This window comes from Microbacterium sp. Au-Mic1 (assembly GCF_021341785.1).
In the GTDB taxonomy this organism is placed as follows: domain Bacteria; phylum Actinomycetota; class Actinomycetes; order Actinomycetales; family Microbacteriaceae; genus Microbacterium.
In genome coordinates this window covers 481,299-499,085 of sequence record NZ_JAJTTF010000001.1, presented here as the reverse complement: position 1 = coordinate 499,085, position 17,787 = coordinate 481,299, and the positions used below count along the sequence as shown (strand labels likewise).

The following is a 17,787-nucleotide window of genomic DNA, read 5'->3' as shown; positions in this document are numbered from 1 at the left end:
GCGCGACGTCGTGGTGTCGTCGCCCCCGAGACGCCTCGGCTAGACTGGGGGCATCCTCAGAAGCAACCTTTAACACCGTCCTGTGAGGCGGAGAAGGGAGCCGGCAGATGAGCGCACGTATCGTGCTGCAGGAAGCCGACATCAGGCGCGCCTTGACGCGCATCGCCCACGAGATCCTCGAATCCAACCGAGGAGCGGAGGATCTGGTCCTCCTGGGCATCCCGACCCGCGGGGTCCCGCTCGCCGAGCGGCTCGCGCTGCTGATCACCGAGATCGCGCAGATCGCCGTCCCGGTCGGATCGCTCGACGTGACGCTGTTCCGCGATGATCTCGCGAAGCATCCGACTCGGTCGCCGCACCGCACGGACATCCCCGCCGGCGGGATCGACGGCAAGACCGTCGTGCTCGTCGATGACGTGCTCTTCTCCGGCCGCAGCATCCGCGCGGCTCTCGACGCGCTGCAGTCGATCGGACGCCCGGCCGTGGTCCGCCTCGCGATCCTCGTCGACCGCGGGCACCGCGAACTGCCGATCCGCCCCGACTTCGTCGGCAAGAACATCCCCTCGTCCCGCACGGAGCGGGTCAACGTGCGCCTGCGCGAGGACGACGGCGAGGAGTTCGTCTCGATCGAGGGAGGGGACGAATGAGGCACCTGCTCGACACGCGCACGCTCGCGCGCGAGGACGCACTGCGGATCCTGGACATCGCCGAGGACATGGCCGACACGCAGTCCCGCGAGGTCAAGAAGCTGCCGACGCTGCGCGGCAAGACCGTGGTGAACCTCTTCTTCGAGGATTCCACGCGCACGCGGATCTCGTTCGAGGCCGCCGCGAAGCGCCTCTCCGCCGACGTGATCAACTTCGCCGCCAAGGGCTCCAGCGTCTCCAAGGGCGAGAGCCTCAAGGACACCGCTCAGACGCTGCAGGCGATCGGCGCGGACGCCGTCGTCGTGCGTCACCCCGCCTCCGGCGCGCCGCGCACCCTCGCGACGAGCGGCTGGATCTCTGCGGGCGTCGTGAACGCCGGAGACGGCACGCACGAGCATCCGACGCAGGCTCTGCTCGACGCGTACACGATCCGCAAGCGCCGCTTCGGGGCGGACAGCCGCGGTCGCGACCTCAGCGGCGTGCGCGTGGTCATCGTCGGCGACGTGCTGCACTCCCGGGTCGCACGCTCGAATGTCTGGCTGCTCGCCACGCTCGGAGCGGAGGTCACCCTGGTCACCCCGCCGACGCTGATCCCGCAGGACGTCACCGCCTGGCCGGCACGGGTGCTGTACGACCTCGACACGGCGCTGGCCGAGGAGCCGGACGCCGTGATGATGCTGCGCATCCAGCTCGAGCGCATGCACGCGGCCTTCTTCCCGAGCGAGCGCGAGTACACCCGTCGCTGGGGACTCGACGCGGCCCGGCTGCGACGGCTGCCCGACGATACGATCGTGATGCACCCTGGCCCGATGAACCGCGGATTGGAGATCTCCTCCGACGCCGCGGATTCCGCTCGCTCCACCGTGCTGGAGCAGGTCGCCAACGGCGTGTCGGTGCGGATGGCGGCGCTGTATCTGCTGCTGACCGGGGAACGCCCGGAACCGGCCAGGGCGGGGACGACGCCCGGAACCGATGAGTTCGAGATGAATCGAGGAGACCGATGACCGAGAGCCTGCTCTTCCGAGGCGCGAGGATCCTCGGCGCTGATTCCGCGGACATCCTGGTCCAGGACGGCCGGATCGCCGAGGTCGGCTCCGGCCTCTCCGCCGCCGGCGCTCGCGTCGTCGACGCGGACGGCCTGGTCGCGCTTCCCGGCCTGGTCGACCTGCACACGCATCTGCGCGAGCCCGGCTTCGAAGCCAGCGAGACCGTGCTGTCCGGCTCCCGCGCGGCCGCCGCCGGCGGCTTCACCGCCGTGTTCGCGATGCCGAACACCTCGCCGGTCGCCGACTCCGCCGGTGTGGTCGAGCAGGAGCTCGCCCTCGGCGAGGCCGCCGGCTACGCCACGGTGCAGCCCATCGGCGCCGTCACCGTCGGGCAGAAGGGGGAGCGGCTCGCCGAACTCGGCGCCATGGCCTCGTCCCGCGCGAACGTCCGTGTCTTCAGCGATGACGGCTTCTGCGTGTGGGATCCGCTCATCATGCGCCGCGCACTCGAGTACGTGAAGGCCTTCGACGGCGTGATCGCGCAGCATGCGCAGGACCCGCGGCTCACCGAAGGGGCTCAGCTCAACGAGGGCGCCGTGTCCGCCGAGCTCGGCCTCGTCGGCTGGCCCGCGGTCGCCGAGGAGTCGATCATCGCGCGCGACATCCTGCTCGCGGAGCACGTCGGATCCCGGCTGCACGTCTGCCACCTGTCCACCGCCGGCTCGGTGGAGCTCATCCGCTGGGCCAAGAAGCGCGGTGTGGCGGTGACGGCAGAGGTCACCCCGCATCATCTGCTGCTGACCGATGAGCTCGCCCGCGGCTACGACGCGCGGTTCAAGGTCAACCCGCCGCTGCGCACCCAGGAGGACGTGCTCGCGGTCCGCGAGGGTCTCGCCGACGGCACGATCGACATCGTCGCCACCGACCACGCCCCGCACCCGAGTGAGGCGAAGGCGTGCGAGTGGCAGGCCGCCGCGAACGGCATGGTCGGTCTCGAGTCCGCGTTGCGGGTCGTGCACCAGGCCATGGTGCAGACCGGGTTGCTGGATTGGACCGACGTCGCCCGCGTCATGAGCTCCGCCCCGGCGCGGATCGGCTCCCTCGCCGGCCACGGCACGCCGATCGCCGCGGGTCAGCCCGCCGAGTTCACGCTCTACGACGCCGCCGCGCAGGGAGTGTTCGCCGAGGCCGACCTGCACGGCCAGAGCACGAACTCGCCGTACCTGGGCCACGACCTGCCGGGCAAGGTGCTCTGGACGGTGCACCGCGGCTACGTGACGCTCGAGGACGGCGTGCTCGCGAACCTCGAGGGGCGCTCGTGAACCAGCAGATCGCCGGCGCGGTCGTCCTCGGCGTCGCCGTGCTGCTCATCCTCGCCGGGGTGTGGGCATGGCGCGCGCGGCTGCGACGCGACTCCGGCCTCACCGCGCCGCTCGGCGTCCCCGAGCACGCCGAGGTCCGGGCCCGCTACGAGACCCTGTACGTCGCGACCACCCGGCACGACCACTCGCTCGAACGCCTCGCCGTACGCCCGCTCGTGTACCGGGCCCGTGGCGAGCTCACCATCACCGACCGCGGCGCGGCGCTGAGCCTGGACGGCTCGCCCACTGTGTTCCTCGCCTCGACCCGGCTGATCGGCGCGGACCTCGCGACGGTCACGATCGACCGGGCCGTCGAACCGGGCGGGCTGATCCGCCTCGTCTGGCGCACGGACGACGGCACCGTCGTCGACAGCTACCTCCGCATCACCGGGGACATCGGCAACACGGACGCCTCCGGCGCCGCTCTCGCCGACCTCCAGCGACTCATCAGCTCGCAGCGCCCGGACGCTGCCTCCGAGACAGGAGAATCCGCATGACCCTTTCGCACGACTCCGCCGTACTCGTCCTCGAGGACGGCACACGCCACATCGGACGCGCCTACGGCGCCCGCGGCACGACTCTCGGCGAGGTCGTCTTCGCCACCGGCATGTCCGGCTACCAGGAGACGCTCACCGACCCGTCCTACGCCGGACAGATCGTGCTGCAGACCGCGCCGCACATCGGCAACACCGGGATGAACGACGAGGATCCCGAGTCCCGCCGTATCTGGGTCGCCGGGTACATCGTGCGCGACCCCTCGCGGGTCGTGTCGAACTGGCGCGCGAACGCCTCACTCGATGACACCCTCATGCGCGACGGGATCGTCGGCATCAGCGGAATCGACACCCGTGCGATCACGCGGCACATCCGCTCCGCCGGATCCATGCGCGGCGGCATCTTCTCCGGTGCGGACGCCGCGCTGGATGCGGATGAGCAGCTGCGCCGTGTGTCCGAGGCGCCCGAGATGGCCGGTCAGAACCTCTCCGCCGCGGTCTCCGTCACCTCCGCACAGGTCACGCCCGCGACGTCGGAGCGGATCGGCAACCTCGCCGTGCTCGACCTCGGCGTCAAGCAGTCCACGCTCGACAACCTCGCCGCCCGCGGGTTCGACGTGCACGTGCTGCCGCAGGCCTCCACGTTCGCCGACATCACCGCGATCGAGCCGGTCGCCGTGTTCTACTCGAACGGCCCCGGCGACCCGTCCGCGTCCGACGCGCAGGTCGCGGTGCTCCGCGAGGTGCTGGACGCGGGTCTGCCGTACTTCGGCATCTGCTTCGGCAACCAGCTGTTCGGCCGGGCCTTGGGGCTCGGCACCTACAAGCTCACGTTCGGCCACCGCGGCATCAACCAGCCGGTGCTTGACAAGGCCACGGGCCGCGTCGAGATCACGGCGCACAACCACGGCTTCGCCGTCGAGGCGCCCATCGAGGGCTCCTTCGACAGCCCCCACGGCTACGGCAAGGTCGAGGTCAGCCACGTCGGCCTCAACGACCAGGTCGTCGAGGGGCTCCGCGCCCTGGACATCCCGGCCTTCTCGGTGCAGTACCACCCCGAGGCCGCGGCCGGTCCCCACGACGCCAATTACCTCTTCGACCGATTCCGCGACGTCGTCGTCGCCCACCTCTCCACGAAGGACAGCAAGTAATGCCCAAGCGCGACGACATCCACTCCGTCCTCGTCATCGGATCCGGTCCGATCGTCATCGGTCAGGCCTGCGAGTTCGACTACTCCGGCACCCAGGCGTGCCGCGTGCTGCGCGAGGACGGCGTCCGCGTCATCCTGGTCAACTCCAACCCGGCCACGATCATGACCGATCCCGACTTCGCGGACGCGACCTACATCGAGCCGATCACCCCCGAGGTCATCGAGACCATCATCGCCAAGGAGAAGCCGGACGCGATCCTGCCCACCCTGGGCGGTCAGACGGCGCTCAACGCCGCGATGGCCCTGCACGAGCGCGGGATCCTGGAGAAGTACGGCGTCGAGCTCATCGGCGCGAAGGTCGACGCGATCCAGAAGGGCGAGGATCGCCAGATCTTCAAGCAGCTCGTCCTCGACGCGGGCGCCGACGTCGCCGCGTCCGTGATCTGCCACACGATGGACGAACTGCTCGAAGGCGCCGAGAAGCTCGGCTACCCGCTGGTCGTGCGCCCCTCGTTCACGATGGGCGGACTCGGATCCGGCTTCGCATACGACGAGCAGGATCTGCGCCGCATCGGCGGCGCCGGCCTGCACGACTCGCCGACCACCGAGGTGCTCCTGGAGGAGTCGATCCTCGGCTGGAAGGAGTACGAGCTGGAGCTCATGCGCGACACGGCCGACAACACCGTCGTGGTCTGCTCGATCGAGAACGTCGACCCGGTCGGCGTGCACACCGGCGACTCGATCACGGTCGCCCCGGCCCTCACCCTCACGGACCGCGAGTACCAGAACCTGCGCGACATCGGCATCGACATCATCCGGGCCGTCGGCGTCGACACGGGCGGCTGCAACATCCAGTTCGCGGTGAACCCGGAGAACGGCCGCGTGATCGTCATCGAGATGAACCCGCGCGTGTCCCGCTCCTCGGCGCTCGCGTCGAAGGCGACCGGCTTCCCGATCGCCAAGCTCGCGGCCAAGCTCGCGCTCGGCTACCGGCTCGACGAGATCCCCAACGACATCACGGGTGTCACTCCGGCGAGCTTCGAGCCCACGCTCGACTACGTCGTGGTCAAGGCGCCGCGGTTCGCGTTCGAGAAGTTCCCGGCGGCGGACGCCACGCTCACCACGACCATGAAGTCGGTCGGCGAGGCCATGGCGATCGGCCGCAACTACACGACGGCACTGCAGAAGGCGCTCCGGTCGCTGGAGAAGCGCGGGTCCTCGTTCCACTGGGGTCACGAGCCCCGCTCGGTCGAGGAACTGCTCGAGGTCTCGAAGACCCCGACCGACGGCCGGATCGTGGTGCTGCAGCAGGCGCTGCGCAAGGGCGCCACGATCGAGCAGGCCTTCGATGCCACCGCGATCGACCCCTGGTTCATCGACCAGATGGTGCTCATCAACGAGGTCGCGGAGCAGATCCGCACGGCGCCCGAGCTCGACGCCGACACGATCCGGCTCGGCAAGGACCACGGCTTCTCCGACGCGCAGTTCGCCGAGCTCCGCGGTCTCACCGAGGCCGAGGTGCGCGGAGTCCGGCACGCACTGGGGATCCGCCCGGTCTACAAGACGGTCGACACCTGTGCGGGCGAGTTCCCCGCGCTCACGCCGTACCACTACTCCAGCTACGACAGCGAGACCGAGGTCACGCCGTCCGAGCGCACCAAGGTCGTCATCATCGGATCCGGCCCGAACCGCATCGGCCAGGGCGTCGAGTTCGACTACTCCTGCGTGCACGCCTCGTTCGCGCTCTCCGACGCCGGTTTCGAGACCGTCATGGTCAACTGCAACCCGGAGACGGTGTCCACCGACTACGACACCTCGGACCGGCTCTACTTCGAGCCCCTCACGCTCGAGGACGTGCTCGAGGTCCTGCACGCCGAGGCGCAGTCCGGCGAGATCCTAGGGGTCGTCTGCCAGCTCGGCGGGCAGACTCCGCTGGGCCTCGCCAAGGGCATCGAGGCCGCGGGCTACACGGTGCTCGGCACGAGCCCCGAGGCGATCGACCTCGCCGAGGAGCGTGAGCTGTTCTCGCGCCTGCTCGACGACGCCGGCCTCGTCGCCCCGCGCAACGGCACGGCGATCGACGTGGACGGCGCGGTCGCGGTGGCCGAGGAGATCGGTTACCCGGTGCTGGTGCGCCCGAGCTTCGTGCTGGGCGGGCGCGGCATGGAGATCGTCTACGACACTCCGGCGCTGCGCGACTACTTCGTCCGCACCGCGGGCGAGGTCATCATCGAGGAGGGCAAGCCGCTGCTCGTGGACCGCTTCCTCGACGACGCGATCGAGATCGATGTGGACGCGCTGTACGACGGCACCGAGCTCTACATCGGCGGCGTCATGGAGCACCTGGAGGAGGCCGGGATCCACTCCGGCGACTCGAGCTGCACGCTGCCTCCGGTCTCGCTCGGACGCACCGACATCGACCGGGTGCGCGAGGCCACGCTCGCGATCGCCGAGGGCGTGGGTGTGCGGGGCCTGCTGAACGTGCAGTTCGCGATCAGCGCCGGCGTGCTCTACGTCATCGAGGCGAACCCGCGCGCGAGCCGGACCGTGCCCTTCGTGTCGAAGGCGCTGGGCATCCCGCTGGCCAAGGCGGCGAGCCGCATCCTGTCCGGCACCACCATCGCCGCGCTCAAGGACGAGGGCCTGCTGCCCGAGAACGACGGATCCCGCGTTCCGCTCGGCTCGCCCGTCTCCGTCAAGGAGGCCGTGCTGCCCTTCAAGCGGTTCCGCACCGCGGACGGACGCATCGTCGACTCCGTGCTCGGCCCGGAGATGCGCTCGACCGGAGAGGTCATGGGCATCGACCGCGACTTCCCGACCGCGTTCGCGAAGAGCCAGGCCGCGGCCTACGGCGGGACCCCGACGTCCGGCACGGTCTTCATCTCGGTCGCCGACGCCGACAAGCGCGCCGTGATCCTGCCCGCGCACCGGTTGCACCAGCTCGGATTCACGATCGTGGCCACGGCCGGCACGGCCGAGATCCTCTCCCGCAACGGCATCCCGGTGACCGTGGTGGAGAAGTACAGCGAGACGCAGGAGAGCGGCGAGACGAACATCGTCGACCTGATCGACCAGGGCGCCATCGACATCATCGTGAACACGCCCTCCGGCGGCGCCGCGCGCGCCGACGGCTATGAGATCCGCGCGGCCGCCGTCGCCGCGGACAAGGCGCTGTTCACCACGATCGCGACGCTCGGCGCCGCCGTCAGCGGCATGGATGCGGCGGACAAGGGCTTCGAGGTGCGCAGCCTGCAGGAGTACGCGATCGATCGGGCGACGTCCCGATGAGCATCGGGTTCGGCGAGCGGACGAGGGCGGCGCTGGCGGCATACGGGCCGCTCTGCGTCGGCATCGATCCGCACGCGGCCCTGCTGGACGACTGGGGCCTGGCGCAGGACGCCGCAGGGGTGCGCGAGTTCGGCCTGCGCACCGTCGACGCCGCAGCCGGCCGGGTGGCCGCCGTCAAGCCCCAGGTCTCGTTCTTCGAACGCTTCGGTTCGGCCGGGATCGCCGCGCTCGAGAACGTGATGGCGGCCGCCGCAGCGGCGGGCCTGCTCGTCATCGCCGACGCCAAGCGCGGCGACATCGGCACCACGATGGACGCCTACGCGGCCGCCTGGTTCACGCCGGGATCGCCGCTCGAGTGCGATGCCCTCACGGTCAACCCGTACCTCGGCGTGGGTGTCCTGGACGGCACGTTCGACCTGGCGGCCCGCCACGGCAAGGGCACGCTGGTGCTGGCCGCGACCAGCAATCCGGATGCGGCGCGGCTGCAGCGCGCCATCGACGCGGACGGTCGCACGGTCTCCGCCGCGGTCATCGACGCCGTGTCGCGCCGCAACGCCGCCGACACGCCAGCGGGCGAATGGGGGAGCAACGGCTTCGTCGTCGGCGCCACGGTGAACTGGTCCGAGGCGGGGATCGCCGCCTTCCAGCCGCCGGCGCCGATCCTCGCGCCCGGTTTCGGCGCGCAGGGCGCGACACCCGCGGATCTGCGAACGAGATTCGGTACGCTGGCAGATAACGTCCTGGCTTCCGAAAGCCGGAGCATCCTGTCCGCCGGTCCGGACCGGATCGCAGCGACGATCGAAGAGCGCGCCGCGCGCTACCAGGAGGTCATGGGTGGTTGAACCGGCAGGGCGCGCAGTGCCCGAGGTCGATCGCGTCGCCGCCGCTCGCCGAGCGGTGGAGCGCCGCCGTGCACGAGCATCGCTGAAGCGCGATCTGACCATGCGGGTGGTCGCACCGCAGGACGTGCTGGCCGCCGCCGCGGCCGACCCGCAGTCCACCGCGGGGACGCTGCGCGTGCCGGACTTCCTGACCGCCCTGCCCGCGATCGGCGCGGGCAAGCGCGATCGCATCCTCGCCGACCTGCAGATCTCCCCGGTCAAGCGGCTCGGAGGACTCGGCTCCCGACAGCAGCAGGCGCTGCATCGCTGGGTCGACGCCCGTTTCCCGCAGGCGGCGCCTCGCGCAGGCCGCAGCCGCCTCCTGGTCCTCGCCGGCCCCACCGCGGTGGGCAAGGGCACGGTCGCCGCGCACATCCGCGAGAACCACCCCGAGATCCACCTGTCCGTCTCCGCGACCACGCGCGCGCCGCGCCCGGGCGAGCAGGACGGCGTGCACTACTTCTTCGTCGACGACGCCGAGTTCGATCGCATGATCGCCGCGGACGAGCTTCTCGAGCATGCCACCGTGCACAACCGGTTCCGCTACGGCACTCCGCGGGGGCCCATCGACGCGGCCCTCGCCGAGGGCAAGACCGTGCTGCTGGAGATCGATCTGCAGGGCGCCCGGCAGGTGCGGGCCGCGGATCCGTCTGCGAATCTCGTGTTCCTGCTGCCGCCGTCGTGGGACGAGCTCGTGCAGCGCCTGGTCGGGCGCGGCACCGAGGACGCCGAGGAGCGGGCCCGGCGCCTGCGCACGGCGAAGGTCGAATTGGCGTCGCAGTCCGAGTTCGATCACCGCGTCGTGAACGAGGACGTCGCCACCGCCGCCCGCGAGGTCGTAGAATTGTCCTCGGCGTCTGCGCGCTGACCGGTCCCTGAGGCTCTCGAGGGCGCGCGCCCGTATTCTTCGCGACACGCGTCGCAGAACATCCCACCAACAGGAGGTCCACCATGGCCGGACACAACAACGGCATCATCGACCCGCCCATCGACAACCTGCTCGACCGCGTCGAGTCCAAGTACGAGCTGGTCATCTACGCGTCCAAGCGGGCCCGTCAGATCAACGACTACTACTCCGACCTGCACGAGGGCAACCTGTTCGACAACGTGGGCCCGCTGGTCGACTCCTCGGTCGAGGACAAGCCGCTGACCATCGCGCTGCACGAGATCAACGAGGACAAGCTCCGCATCCGTCACGCGGAGTGAGCTGATCCACCGCCGGCATTAGGCAAGGGAGCCGCCGTCATCCCCTCCGAGGATGTCGGCGGCTCCGTCCATACTGGGCTCGGGCTCGTCCGCCCGACGCCACGGGCGCACTCCGCCCGGCACACAAGGGAGCACCGATGAGCGCGCTGCGTCTGTTCACCTCCGAGTCCGTCACCGAGGGACACCCGGACAAGATCTGCGACCAGATCTCCGATTCGATCCTGGACGGCCTGCTCGCGGTGGACACCGGATCCCGCGTCGCCGTGGAGACGCTCGTGACGACCGGCCTCGTGCACGTCGCCGGCGAGATCCGCACCTCCGGCTACGTCGACATCCCGACGATCGTGCGCGACGTCGTCAACGGCATCGGGTACACCTCCAGCGACACCGGGTTCGACGGCTCGTCGTGCGGTGTCAGCGTCTCGGTGGGGGAGCAGTCGGCCGACATCGCGAGCGGTGTCGACCAGGCCCGTGAGCATCGCGAGGGCGGATCCTCCGACCCCCGCGACCTTCTGGGTGCCGGCGACCAGGGCATCATGTTCGGCTTCGCCGCCACGGAGACCCCCCAGCTCATGCCGATGGCAGCATGGACCGCGCACCGCCTCGCGGAGCGGCTCACCGAGGTGCGCCGCGACGGCACGCTGCCGTTCCTCCGCCCCGACGGCAAGACGCAGGTCACCCTCGGCTACGACGGCTTCACCCCCAAGACGGTCGATGCGGTGGTGCTCTCCACGCAGCACAACCCGGAGATCTCGCAGGACGAGCTCAAGGCGCTGGTCCGCACTCACGTGATCGACCCGGTGCTCGCCACGACCGGCCTCGACCTCGACGACGTCACGCACTACATCAACCCGGCGGGACCCTTCGTGACCGGCGGCCCGAAGGGCGATGCGGGACTGACGGGGCGCAAGATCATCATCGACACCTATGGCGGCGCGGCCCGGCACGGCGGCGGCGCCTTCAGCGGCAAGGACCCGTCCAAGGTCGACCGCTCGGGCGCCTACGCCATGCGCTGGGTCGCCAAGAACGCCGTCGCCGCGGGCCTCGCCGACCGGCTGGAGGTGCAGGTCGCGTACGCGATCGGCGTGGCACAGCCCGTCGGGCTCTACGTCGAGACCTTCGGCACCGGCAAGGTCGACGACGAGACCATCACCCGCGCGATCCGCGAGGTGTTCGACCTGCGCCCGCAGGCGATCATCGAGGAGCTGGACCTGCTGCGCCCGATCTACGCCGCCACCGCCGCATACGGCCACTTCGGTCGCGAGCTGCCGACGTTCACCTGGGAGCAGACCACGCGCGCCGAGGACCTGCGTCGCGCCGCCGGTCTCTGACCCGGCGCCGAACCGCAAGGCCCGTTCGTGCCACGGCCGATCGCCCGCGTGCTGCTGGACTCGCCGGTCCCGCAGCTGGACCGGCTGTTCGACTACGCCATCCCGGCAGAACTGATCGACGACGCGCTGCCCGGAGTCCGAGTGCGGGTACCGCTGCGCTCCGCGGGACGGGTCATCGACGCCTACGTGGTCGACGTGGACACGGAGGACGATGACGCGCGGACACTGGCGGAGCTCGACTCCGTGGTCTCCCGCGCACAGGTGCTGCCGGAGCGGCTCTGCACGCTCGCCCGCCGTGTGGCCGATCGCGCCGCGGGCAGCGCCTCGGACGTGCTCCGGCTGATCGTGCCCAAGCGTCAGGTCAGGGTGGAGAAGGCCTGGCTGGCCGTAGGTTCGGGGACGGATCCTGTCGCGGGCGCGGACAGCGACGTCGCCGCCTCCGGCGCTGCGGCGGCGGAAGCCGTATCCGAGACCATCGCGCAGTACGCGGGCCTCGCCGACGTGCTCGCGGAGTCCGCACGGGCGGCCGTGGAGGCGATTCCGCGCCTGGCCTCCGACGGCCTGCCGGAGTGGACCCGGCTGATGGCCGCCGCGGCCGCCGACACGCTCGCCGGGGGCGCCTCGGCGATTCTGGTCGTACCCGACTATCGCGACCTCGACCTGCTCCTCGCCGCTCTCGATGTGCTCGCGCCCGATGCCCCGGTCGCCCGGTTGGACTCCCGGCAGACGAACCCCGACCGCTACCGCGCGTACCTGCGCACTCTCGAGGATGCGCCCTGCATCGTGGTCGGCAACCGATCCGCGGTGTATGCGCCGGCGCGCGCGGGCCTGGTGGCGCTCTGGGATGACGGCGACGGCCTGCTCGCCGAGCCCCTCGCCCCCGGTGCGCATCCCCGCGATGTGGCGCTGCTGCGCCAGGAACAGGAGGGGTCGGCCCTGCTGTTCGCGGGGCACACCCGCACGACCGATGTGGAGCGCCTGGTCGAGACCGGATGGATCCGGCCGATCACGGCCGCGAAGCGGCAACTGCCGCGCGTGGTGCTGGACTCGACGGAGGATCTGGACCGCCGCGGGCAGCGCCTGCCGTCCCGCGCCTTCCTGACCGCAAGGGATGCGGCGGCGACCGGGCCCGTGCTGCTGCAGGTCGCCCGGCCGGGGTTCTCTCCGACGCTGGTGTGCGCGTCGTGCCGCGCTCCCGCCCGCTGTCGCGCCTGCGGGGGACCGCTCGGCGCCGCCCATCGCGGGGCGACCCCGGTGTGCGCCTGGTGCGGACGCGGCGCGCGACTCTGGGCCTGCAGCTCCTGCGGCGGGGAGAAGGTGCGCCTCGCGGCCTCTGGCAGTGAACGGACGGCAGAGGAGCTGGGACGGGCGTTCCCCGGCATCCGGGTCATCGTCGCGGACGGCAACCATCCGGTGGAGCGCGTCGACGCCAGGCCGGCCCTGGTCGTCGCGACCCGCGGTGCGGAGCCGCTGGCCGAGGGCGGCTACCGCGCGGTCGTGCTGCTCGACGGCTCCCGCATGCTGCAGGCACCGGAACTGCGGATCGGGGAGTCCTGCCTGCGGTGGTGGTCGAATGCGGCGGCCCTCGCCGCCCCCGGCGCGCCCGTCCATCTCGTCGGCGTCGACGGCGCAGTGGCGCGTGCCCTCGCCACCTGGTCACAGGCCTCGTACGCGCGTTCCGAGCTCGCCGAGCGCGCGCCGCTGCGCATGCCGCCGTCGGTGCGCGTCGCTCAGCTCGAGGGCACCGGGGCGGGCATCCGACGCGCTCTCGACGACATCGCCGCGCTCCAGCTGCCGCCCGACGCCGTGCTCGGCCCGGTTCCGATCGAGGGCGACGAGGACGGCCGCGAACGGGCGCTCGTGCGCTTCCCCTACGCCGAGGGCGCGCGCGTGGCCGGCACGCTCCGCGCCGCCGTCGTCGCGGAGGCGATGGGGCGTCGACGAGCCCGCGGCCGCACCCCACGGACTACGCTCTCGGTGAGGCTGGACGTCACCGAACCCGATCTCTAGCCCCGGAACCGCCCGTTCGTCTCGAACATCCCGCAGCACCTTCGAAGGACCCCCATGCGCCTCGTCTTCGCCGGAACACCGGCAGCCGCCGTGCCCACCCTCCGCCGCCTCGCGGCCGAGCATGAGATCGTCGCGGTCGTGACCCGCCCGGACGCGCCGCTCGGGCGCAAGCGGATCCTCACGGCCTCGCCGGTCGCCCAGGTCGCCGACGAACTCGGGATCCCCGTCATCAAGGCCGCGCGTCTGGACGAGGAGGCGACCGGGCGGATCTCCGCACTGCGACCCGAGCTCGGTGTGATCGTCGCCTATGGCGGACTCGTGCGCGAACCACTGCTGAGCACGCCCGATCATGGCTGGATCAACCTGCACTTCTCGCTGCTGCCCGCCTGGCGCGGAGCCGCTCCTGTGCAGCGCGCGCTCATCGCGGGCGATGCGGAGCTGGGCGCCACCGTGTTCCAGCTCGTGGCCGCGCTCGACGCGGGGGACGTGCACGCGATGCGGGCGTACCCCGTGGCGGACGACGCCACCGCGGATGACGCGCTCGCCTCCCTCGCCGTCGACGGCGCCGGGCTCACGGCGGAGGCCGTCGCGGCGATCTCCGAAGGCACCGCTCGCCCCGTGCCGCAGCACGGGGACCCCACGCATGCCGCGAAGCTCGGTCTCGATGACGGCCGGTTGGACTGGGCCGAATCCGCGGATGCGGTGTTCGCCCGCTACCGCGGCGTCACCAGCGAGCCGGGCGCGCACACGACGATCGACGGCGCGCCGTTCAAAGTGCGTGAGCTCGCACGGGCTCAGGACGCGGATCCGCTTCCCCCCGGCGCGCTGCACGGGGTCAAAGGCGGTGTGCTCGTCGGCACCGGCACCGCACCGTTGCTGCTCGTACGCGTGCAGCCGGCCGGGAAGGCCGCCATGGCCGCCGCCGACTGGTTCCGCGGCCTGCGGGTCGATGATGGCGCGACCGTGCGGTTCGACGCGACGTCGCAGACCGAGGGGAGCGCGGCACGGTGAGTGCGCAGGGACGACAGAACCATGACGACCGTCGCGGCCCTCAGCGGCGCGCCGACGGCCAGGGCGGACCACGTCGGCAGAGCACCGGCGGAACCTCGCCGCGCGCATCCGCACGAGATGCGCGCTCCCGCGACGTGCAGCCCGCGCGCCGCGTCGCCTACGACGTGATCCGGGCCGTCAGCACATCGGACGCCTACGCCAACCTGCTGCTGCCGGGGGCCATCAGGGAGGCGGGGCTCTCCGGTGCGGATGCGGCCCTCGCCACCGAACTCGCCTACGGAACCCTGCGCCGTCTCGGCACTTACGACGCCGTCATCGCCGCCGCGGCGGGCCGGGACACCGCCGAGATCGATCCGCCCGTGCTGGACGCACTCCGGCTCGGGACGCACCAGATCCTCGCGACCCGCGTGGCGACGCACGCGGCCGTCAACGAATCCGTGAACCTCGTTGCACGGGAGGCGGGCCGTGGCGCCTCCGGTTTCGCGAACGCGGTGCTGCGCAAGGTCGCCGCACGTACGCAGGAGGAGTGGCTCGACGCGGTCACCGCCGCGGCGAGATCGGACGACGAGCGGCTGGGGCTCCGTTTCGCGCATCCGGTGTGGATCATCCGAGCCCTGCGTCGCGCACTCGCGGCCGAGGGGCGGGAGGAGGAGCTGGATGCGCTCCTCGCCGCCGACAACGTCGCACCCGAGGTCACGCTCGTCGCCCTGCCGGGTCTCGCGGAGCCGCAGGAACCTCGGCGACCGTATGCGCCGACGGCGTTCGGATCCGAAGGCGGAGACCCCGGCGCGGTCGTCTCCGCCCACAGGGGCCGGGTGCGTGTTCAGGACGAGGGGTCGCAGCTCGTCGCGCTCGCCCTCGTCGGCGCGCAGCCGCTCACGGCGGGGGAGCGCTGGCTCGACCTCTGCGCGGGTCCCGGAGGCAAGACGGCCCTGCTCGCCGCGGAGGCCCTCCGCGGCGGTGCGGCACTCGACGCGAACGAGGTCGTGCCGGCGAGGGCGGGACTGGTCCGCAAGGCCGTCGCCTCGGTGCCCCTGCACGTCGACGTCGCCGAGGAGGACGGCCGCGTGCTCGCCCTCGACCGGCCCGGCGTCTACGACCGGATACTGCTCGATGCACCGTGCACCGGACTCGGGGCGCTCCGGCGCCGTCCGGAGGCGCGATGGCGCAAGACCGCGGCCGACGTCCCCGAGCTCGCCGCGCTGCAGGAGGAGCTGCTCTCGGCCGCGCTCGTCGCCCTCAAGCCGGGCGGCATCCTCGCCTACGTGACGTGCTCTCCGCACCTCGCCGAGACCGCGGCGGTGGTGCAGACCGTCCTGCGCGACAGGGACGACGTGCAGGAGCTCGACGCGCGTGAGGTGATCCGCGACGTCTCACAGCATCCGATCGATCTGCCGGAGCCGTCGAGCGGATCCGGGCACGCCCAACTGTGGCCGCATCGGCACGGCACCGACGCGATGTTCCTGTCGCTCCTGCGGAAGACGGCGTAAGAGGCCGGCTCTACTCCACGATCGCCGCCACGCCTCGCCGGGAGCGCACCAGACGCGCCGTGACGAACACGACTACCACCATCGCCAGGGCGAACGCGAGCGCGATCCACCCGGATCCGACGCCGACCCCGCCCTCGGCGACGGGCTTGCCGAGCCAATCCGCGACGGAAGCGCCGAGCGGCCGGGTCAGCACGTACGCGATCCAGAACGCGAGGACCCCGTTCCAGTGCAGGAAGCGGTAGCCGATCGCGGGCACGAGGATCAGCACGGCGAAGAGCAGGATCGACGGCACATATCCGAGGTGCAGTCCGACAGCGGCGAGGTCCCCGGCGGCGGTGCCGAGCGCGAACGTCGCGACGACAGCGGCCCAGTAGAACAGCTCGCGCCGCGTGGTGCGCACCTCGTGGACCGAGAGCGTGCGCTCGGTGCGCCGCCACAGCAGGAACACGCCGGCCAGGACGGCCGCGTAGACCACGGTCGTGACGGCGTACGGGAGTCCCAGCACGACGTGCACCACATCTGCGGCCATCGTCCCGAACACGCCGACCATGGCGACCGTGAACCAGTAGACGCCGGGCACGTACCGGTGCCGGGTGAGCTGCCAGCCCAACGCGAGGAGGAACAGGGCGAAGCCGAGCAGGACCGCGACAACCGGCGGCATGACCCGGATCGAGAAGTCGGAGGCGGCTTCCCCGAACGCCGTCGAGGCCGCCTTCGCGATCCAGAACCCCAACGTCGGATCCGGCACGCGCACCGGCGCTGCGCGGTGGTCGGCATTCGTCATGCTGCTCATCGGTCTCCTCGGCCTCGCTTCGGGGCGGTGTCCGCACGTCGCAGGCGCAGATCCGCGACGACGCTATCCGCGCCTTCTAGGCGCCCGCTGACATCCGGCGCCGGTGCGCGTCCGCGCTGCCGCCCAACCGGCACCGGGATAATGGGGCACATGCCCGCATCCCGCACCGAACTGCCCGCAGCCCCTCGGATCAACCCCTCGATCCTCGCCGCCGACTTCGTGAACATGCAGACGGACCTCGCCCGCATCGCGACGGCGGACTTCGCGCATGTCGACGTGATGGACAACCACTTCGTCCCCAACCTCACGTTCGGACCGCAGATGGTCGAGCGCATCCAGGCGACGAGCCCGATCCCGCTCGACGTGCATCTGATGATCACGGATCCGGAGCGCTGGGCGCCCGGCTACGCAGAGCTGGGCGCGGCGAGCGTCACCTTCCACCTGGAAGCCGCGACGGATCCGGTGGGTCTCGCGCGCACGCTGCGCGGGATCGGCGCGCGCGCCGGCGTCGCGATCAAGCCGGGCACCGCGGGCGAGGCGCTCTACGACATCCTCGACGAGTTCGACCAGATCCTCGTCATGACCGTCGAGCCCGGCTTCGGCGGCCAGGGCTTCATGCCCGAGACCATGCCGAAGCTGCGCGCCCTGGCCGACGAGGCCAAGCGGCGCGGCTCGAACGTGTGGCTGCAGGTGGATGGAGGCATCTCGGACGCGACGATCGCCCAGGCGGCCGCGGCCGGCGCCGACACGTTCGTCGCCGGATCCGCCGTGTACGGCTCGCATGACATCGAAGCAGCCGTCACGCGGCTCCGGGGTCTCGCACGAGCCGGTAGCCTGGGAGGGTGAAGACCTTCGACGAACTGTTCGCCGAGCTGAGCCGCAAGGCGGCCGAGCGCCCGGAGGGATCCGGGACGGTGCGCGAGCTCGACGCGGGAGTGCACACGATCGGCAAGAAGATCGTGGAGGAGGCGGCCGAGGTGTGGATGGCCGCCGAGTACGAGAGCGACGAGGCCGCGGCCGAGGAGATCTCCCAGCTGCTGTACCACCTGCAGGTGCTCATGCTGGCCAAGGGACTGACCCTGGAGAACGTCTACCGACATCTGTGAGGCGCCCCCGACGGGGCTCCTTTCGCACACAGA

At 71.3% G+C, this 17,787-nt stretch carries 16 protein-coding genes; 15 read left to right on the top strand and 1 reads right to left on the bottom strand.

The window, feature by feature from the left end; translation table 11 throughout:
* Positions 1-107 precede the first annotated feature (107 nt).
* From pyrR to LXM50_RS02395, 13 genes are all read left to right on the top strand, one after another.
* Complete coding sequence (pyrR, locus tag LXM50_RS02455) at positions 108-647, top strand: bifunctional pyr operon transcriptional regulator/uracil phosphoribosyltransferase PyrR (RefSeq protein ID WP_233309508.1); 540 nt, start codon at positions 108-110, stop codon at positions 645-647.
* On the top strand, positions 644-1,651 hold the full coding sequence (locus tag LXM50_RS02450) for an aspartate carbamoyltransferase catalytic subunit (protein WP_233309507.1): 1,008 nt from the start codon (positions 644-646) through the stop codon (positions 1,649-1,651). The genes pyrR and LXM50_RS02450 overlap by 4 nt, the downstream gene beginning before the upstream one ends.
* Entirely contained in the window at positions 1,648-2,955 is a 1,308-nt protein-coding gene (locus LXM50_RS02445) for a dihydroorotase (RefSeq protein ID WP_233309506.1), read from the top strand. Before LXM50_RS02450 ends, LXM50_RS02445 begins: the two co-directional genes overlap by 4 nt.
* The gene (locus LXM50_RS02440) at positions 2,952-3,491 is read left to right on the top strand and encodes a hypothetical protein (RefSeq protein WP_233309505.1); all 540 of its coding nucleotides are present in this window, start codon (positions 2,952-2,954) and stop codon (positions 3,489-3,491) included. The genes LXM50_RS02445 and LXM50_RS02440 overlap by 4 nt, the downstream gene beginning before the upstream one ends.
* Positions 3,488-4,639, top strand: a complete 1,152-nt coding sequence (gene carA, locus LXM50_RS02435; protein WP_233309504.1) for a glutamine-hydrolyzing carbamoyl-phosphate synthase small subunit — start codon at positions 3,488-3,490, stop codon at positions 4,637-4,639. Before LXM50_RS02440 ends, carA begins: the two co-directional genes overlap by 4 nt.
* Positions 4,639-7,926, top strand: coding sequence for a carbamoyl-phosphate synthase large subunit (carB, locus tag LXM50_RS02430; RefSeq protein WP_233309503.1), 3,288 nt, complete (start codon positions 4,639-4,641; stop codon positions 7,924-7,926). The genes carA and carB overlap by 1 nt, the downstream gene beginning before the upstream one ends.
* On the top strand, positions 7,923-8,768 hold the full coding sequence (pyrF, locus tag LXM50_RS02425; RefSeq protein ID WP_233309502.1) for an orotidine-5'-phosphate decarboxylase: 846 nt from the start codon (positions 7,923-7,925) through the stop codon (positions 8,766-8,768). The genes carB and pyrF overlap by 4 nt, the downstream gene beginning before the upstream one ends.
* A complete protein-coding gene (gene gmk / locus LXM50_RS02420; RefSeq protein ID WP_233309501.1) occupies positions 8,761-9,675 on the top strand; it encodes a guanylate kinase in 915 nt (304 codons plus the stop codon). The genes pyrF and gmk overlap by 8 nt, the downstream gene beginning before the upstream one ends.
* 83 nt (positions 9,676-9,758) lie before the next feature.
* A complete protein-coding gene (gene rpoZ / locus LXM50_RS02415; protein WP_045273081.1) occupies positions 9,759-10,013 on the top strand; it encodes a DNA-directed RNA polymerase subunit omega in 255 nt (84 codons plus the stop codon).
* 137 nt (positions 10,014-10,150) lie between these two features.
* Positions 10,151-11,344: a methionine adenosyltransferase gene (metK, locus tag LXM50_RS02410; protein WP_233309500.1), complete on the top strand. Its 1,194-nt coding sequence runs from the start codon at positions 10,151-10,153 to the stop codon at positions 11,342-11,344.
* Between the two features lie 27 nt (positions 11,345-11,371).
* Entirely contained in the window at positions 11,372-13,354 is a 1,983-nt protein-coding gene (locus LXM50_RS02405; protein ID WP_233309499.1) for a primosomal protein N', read from the top strand.
* Between the two features lie 54 nt (positions 13,355-13,408).
* Positions 13,409-14,365 (top strand): methionyl-tRNA formyltransferase, encoded by a 957-nt coding sequence (gene fmt / locus LXM50_RS02400; protein ID WP_233309498.1) that lies wholly within the window; start codon positions 13,409-13,411, stop codon positions 14,363-14,365.
* 134 nt (positions 14,366-14,499) lie between these two features.
* Positions 14,500-15,855 carry an RsmB/NOP family class I SAM-dependent RNA methyltransferase gene (locus tag LXM50_RS02395; protein ID WP_233309559.1) on the top strand — a complete coding sequence of 452 codons (1,356 nt, stop codon included), beginning with the start codon at positions 14,500-14,502 and terminating at the stop codon, positions 15,853-15,855.
* A 10-nt stretch (positions 15,856-15,865) separates the two neighbouring features.
* Here the strand turns inward: LXM50_RS02395 and LXM50_RS02390 are convergent, their stop codons facing one another.
* Positions 15,866-16,648 carry a hypothetical protein gene (locus LXM50_RS02390; protein ID WP_233309497.1) on the bottom strand — a complete coding sequence of 261 codons (783 nt, stop codon included), beginning with the start codon at positions 16,646-16,648 and terminating at the stop codon, positions 15,866-15,868.
* Between the two features lie 150 nt (positions 16,649-16,798).
* Here LXM50_RS02390 and rpe point away from each other — a divergent pair, with 150 nt between their 5' ends.
* Together rpe and LXM50_RS02380 are read left to right on the top strand one after the other, a co-directional pair.
* Complete coding sequence (gene rpe, locus LXM50_RS02385) at positions 16,799-17,494, top strand: ribulose-phosphate 3-epimerase (protein WP_233309496.1); 696 nt, start codon at positions 16,799-16,801, stop codon at positions 17,492-17,494.
* A complete protein-coding gene (locus LXM50_RS02380; RefSeq protein ID WP_045252002.1) occupies positions 17,491-17,754 on the top strand; it encodes a phosphoribosyl-ATP diphosphatase in 264 nt (87 codons plus the stop codon). The genes rpe and LXM50_RS02380 overlap by 4 nt, the downstream gene beginning before the upstream one ends.
* Positions 17,755-17,787 lie beyond the last annotated feature (33 nt).

Coding starts and splice junctions, on each gene's coding strand:
- fmt (WP_233309498.1), top strand. CDS start 13,409: ATGCGCCTCGTCTTCGCCGGAACACCGGCAGCCGCCGTGCCCACCCTC.
- carA (WP_233309504.1), top strand. CDS start 3,488: ATGACCCTTTCGCACGACTCCGCCGTACTCGTCCTCGAGGACGGCACA.
- LXM50_RS02450 (WP_233309507.1), top strand. CDS start 644: ATGAGGCACCTGCTCGACACGCGCACGCTCGCGCGCGAGGACGCACTG.
- carB (WP_233309503.1), top strand. CDS start 4,639: ATGCCCAAGCGCGACGACATCCACTCCGTCCTCGTCATCGGATCCGGT.
- pyrF (WP_233309502.1), top strand. CDS start 7,923: ATGAGCATCGGGTTCGGCGAGCGGACGAGGGCGGCGCTGGCGGCATAC.
- rpe (WP_233309496.1), top strand. CDS start 16,799: ATGCCCGCATCCCGCACCGAACTGCCCGCAGCCCCTCGGATCAACCCC.
- LXM50_RS02445 (WP_233309506.1), top strand. CDS start 1,648: ATGACCGAGAGCCTGCTCTTCCGAGGCGCGAGGATCCTCGGCGCTGAT.
- rpoZ (WP_045273081.1), top strand. CDS start 9,759: ATGGCCGGACACAACAACGGCATCATCGACCCGCCCATCGACAACCTG.
- metK (WP_233309500.1), top strand. CDS start 10,151: ATGAGCGCGCTGCGTCTGTTCACCTCCGAGTCCGTCACCGAGGGACAC.
- LXM50_RS02390 (WP_233309497.1), bottom strand. CDS start 16,648: ATGAGCAGCATGACGAATGCCGACCACCGCGCAGCGCCGGTGCGCGTG.
- pyrR (WP_233309508.1), top strand. CDS start 108: ATGAGCGCACGTATCGTGCTGCAGGAAGCCGACATCAGGCGCGCCTTG.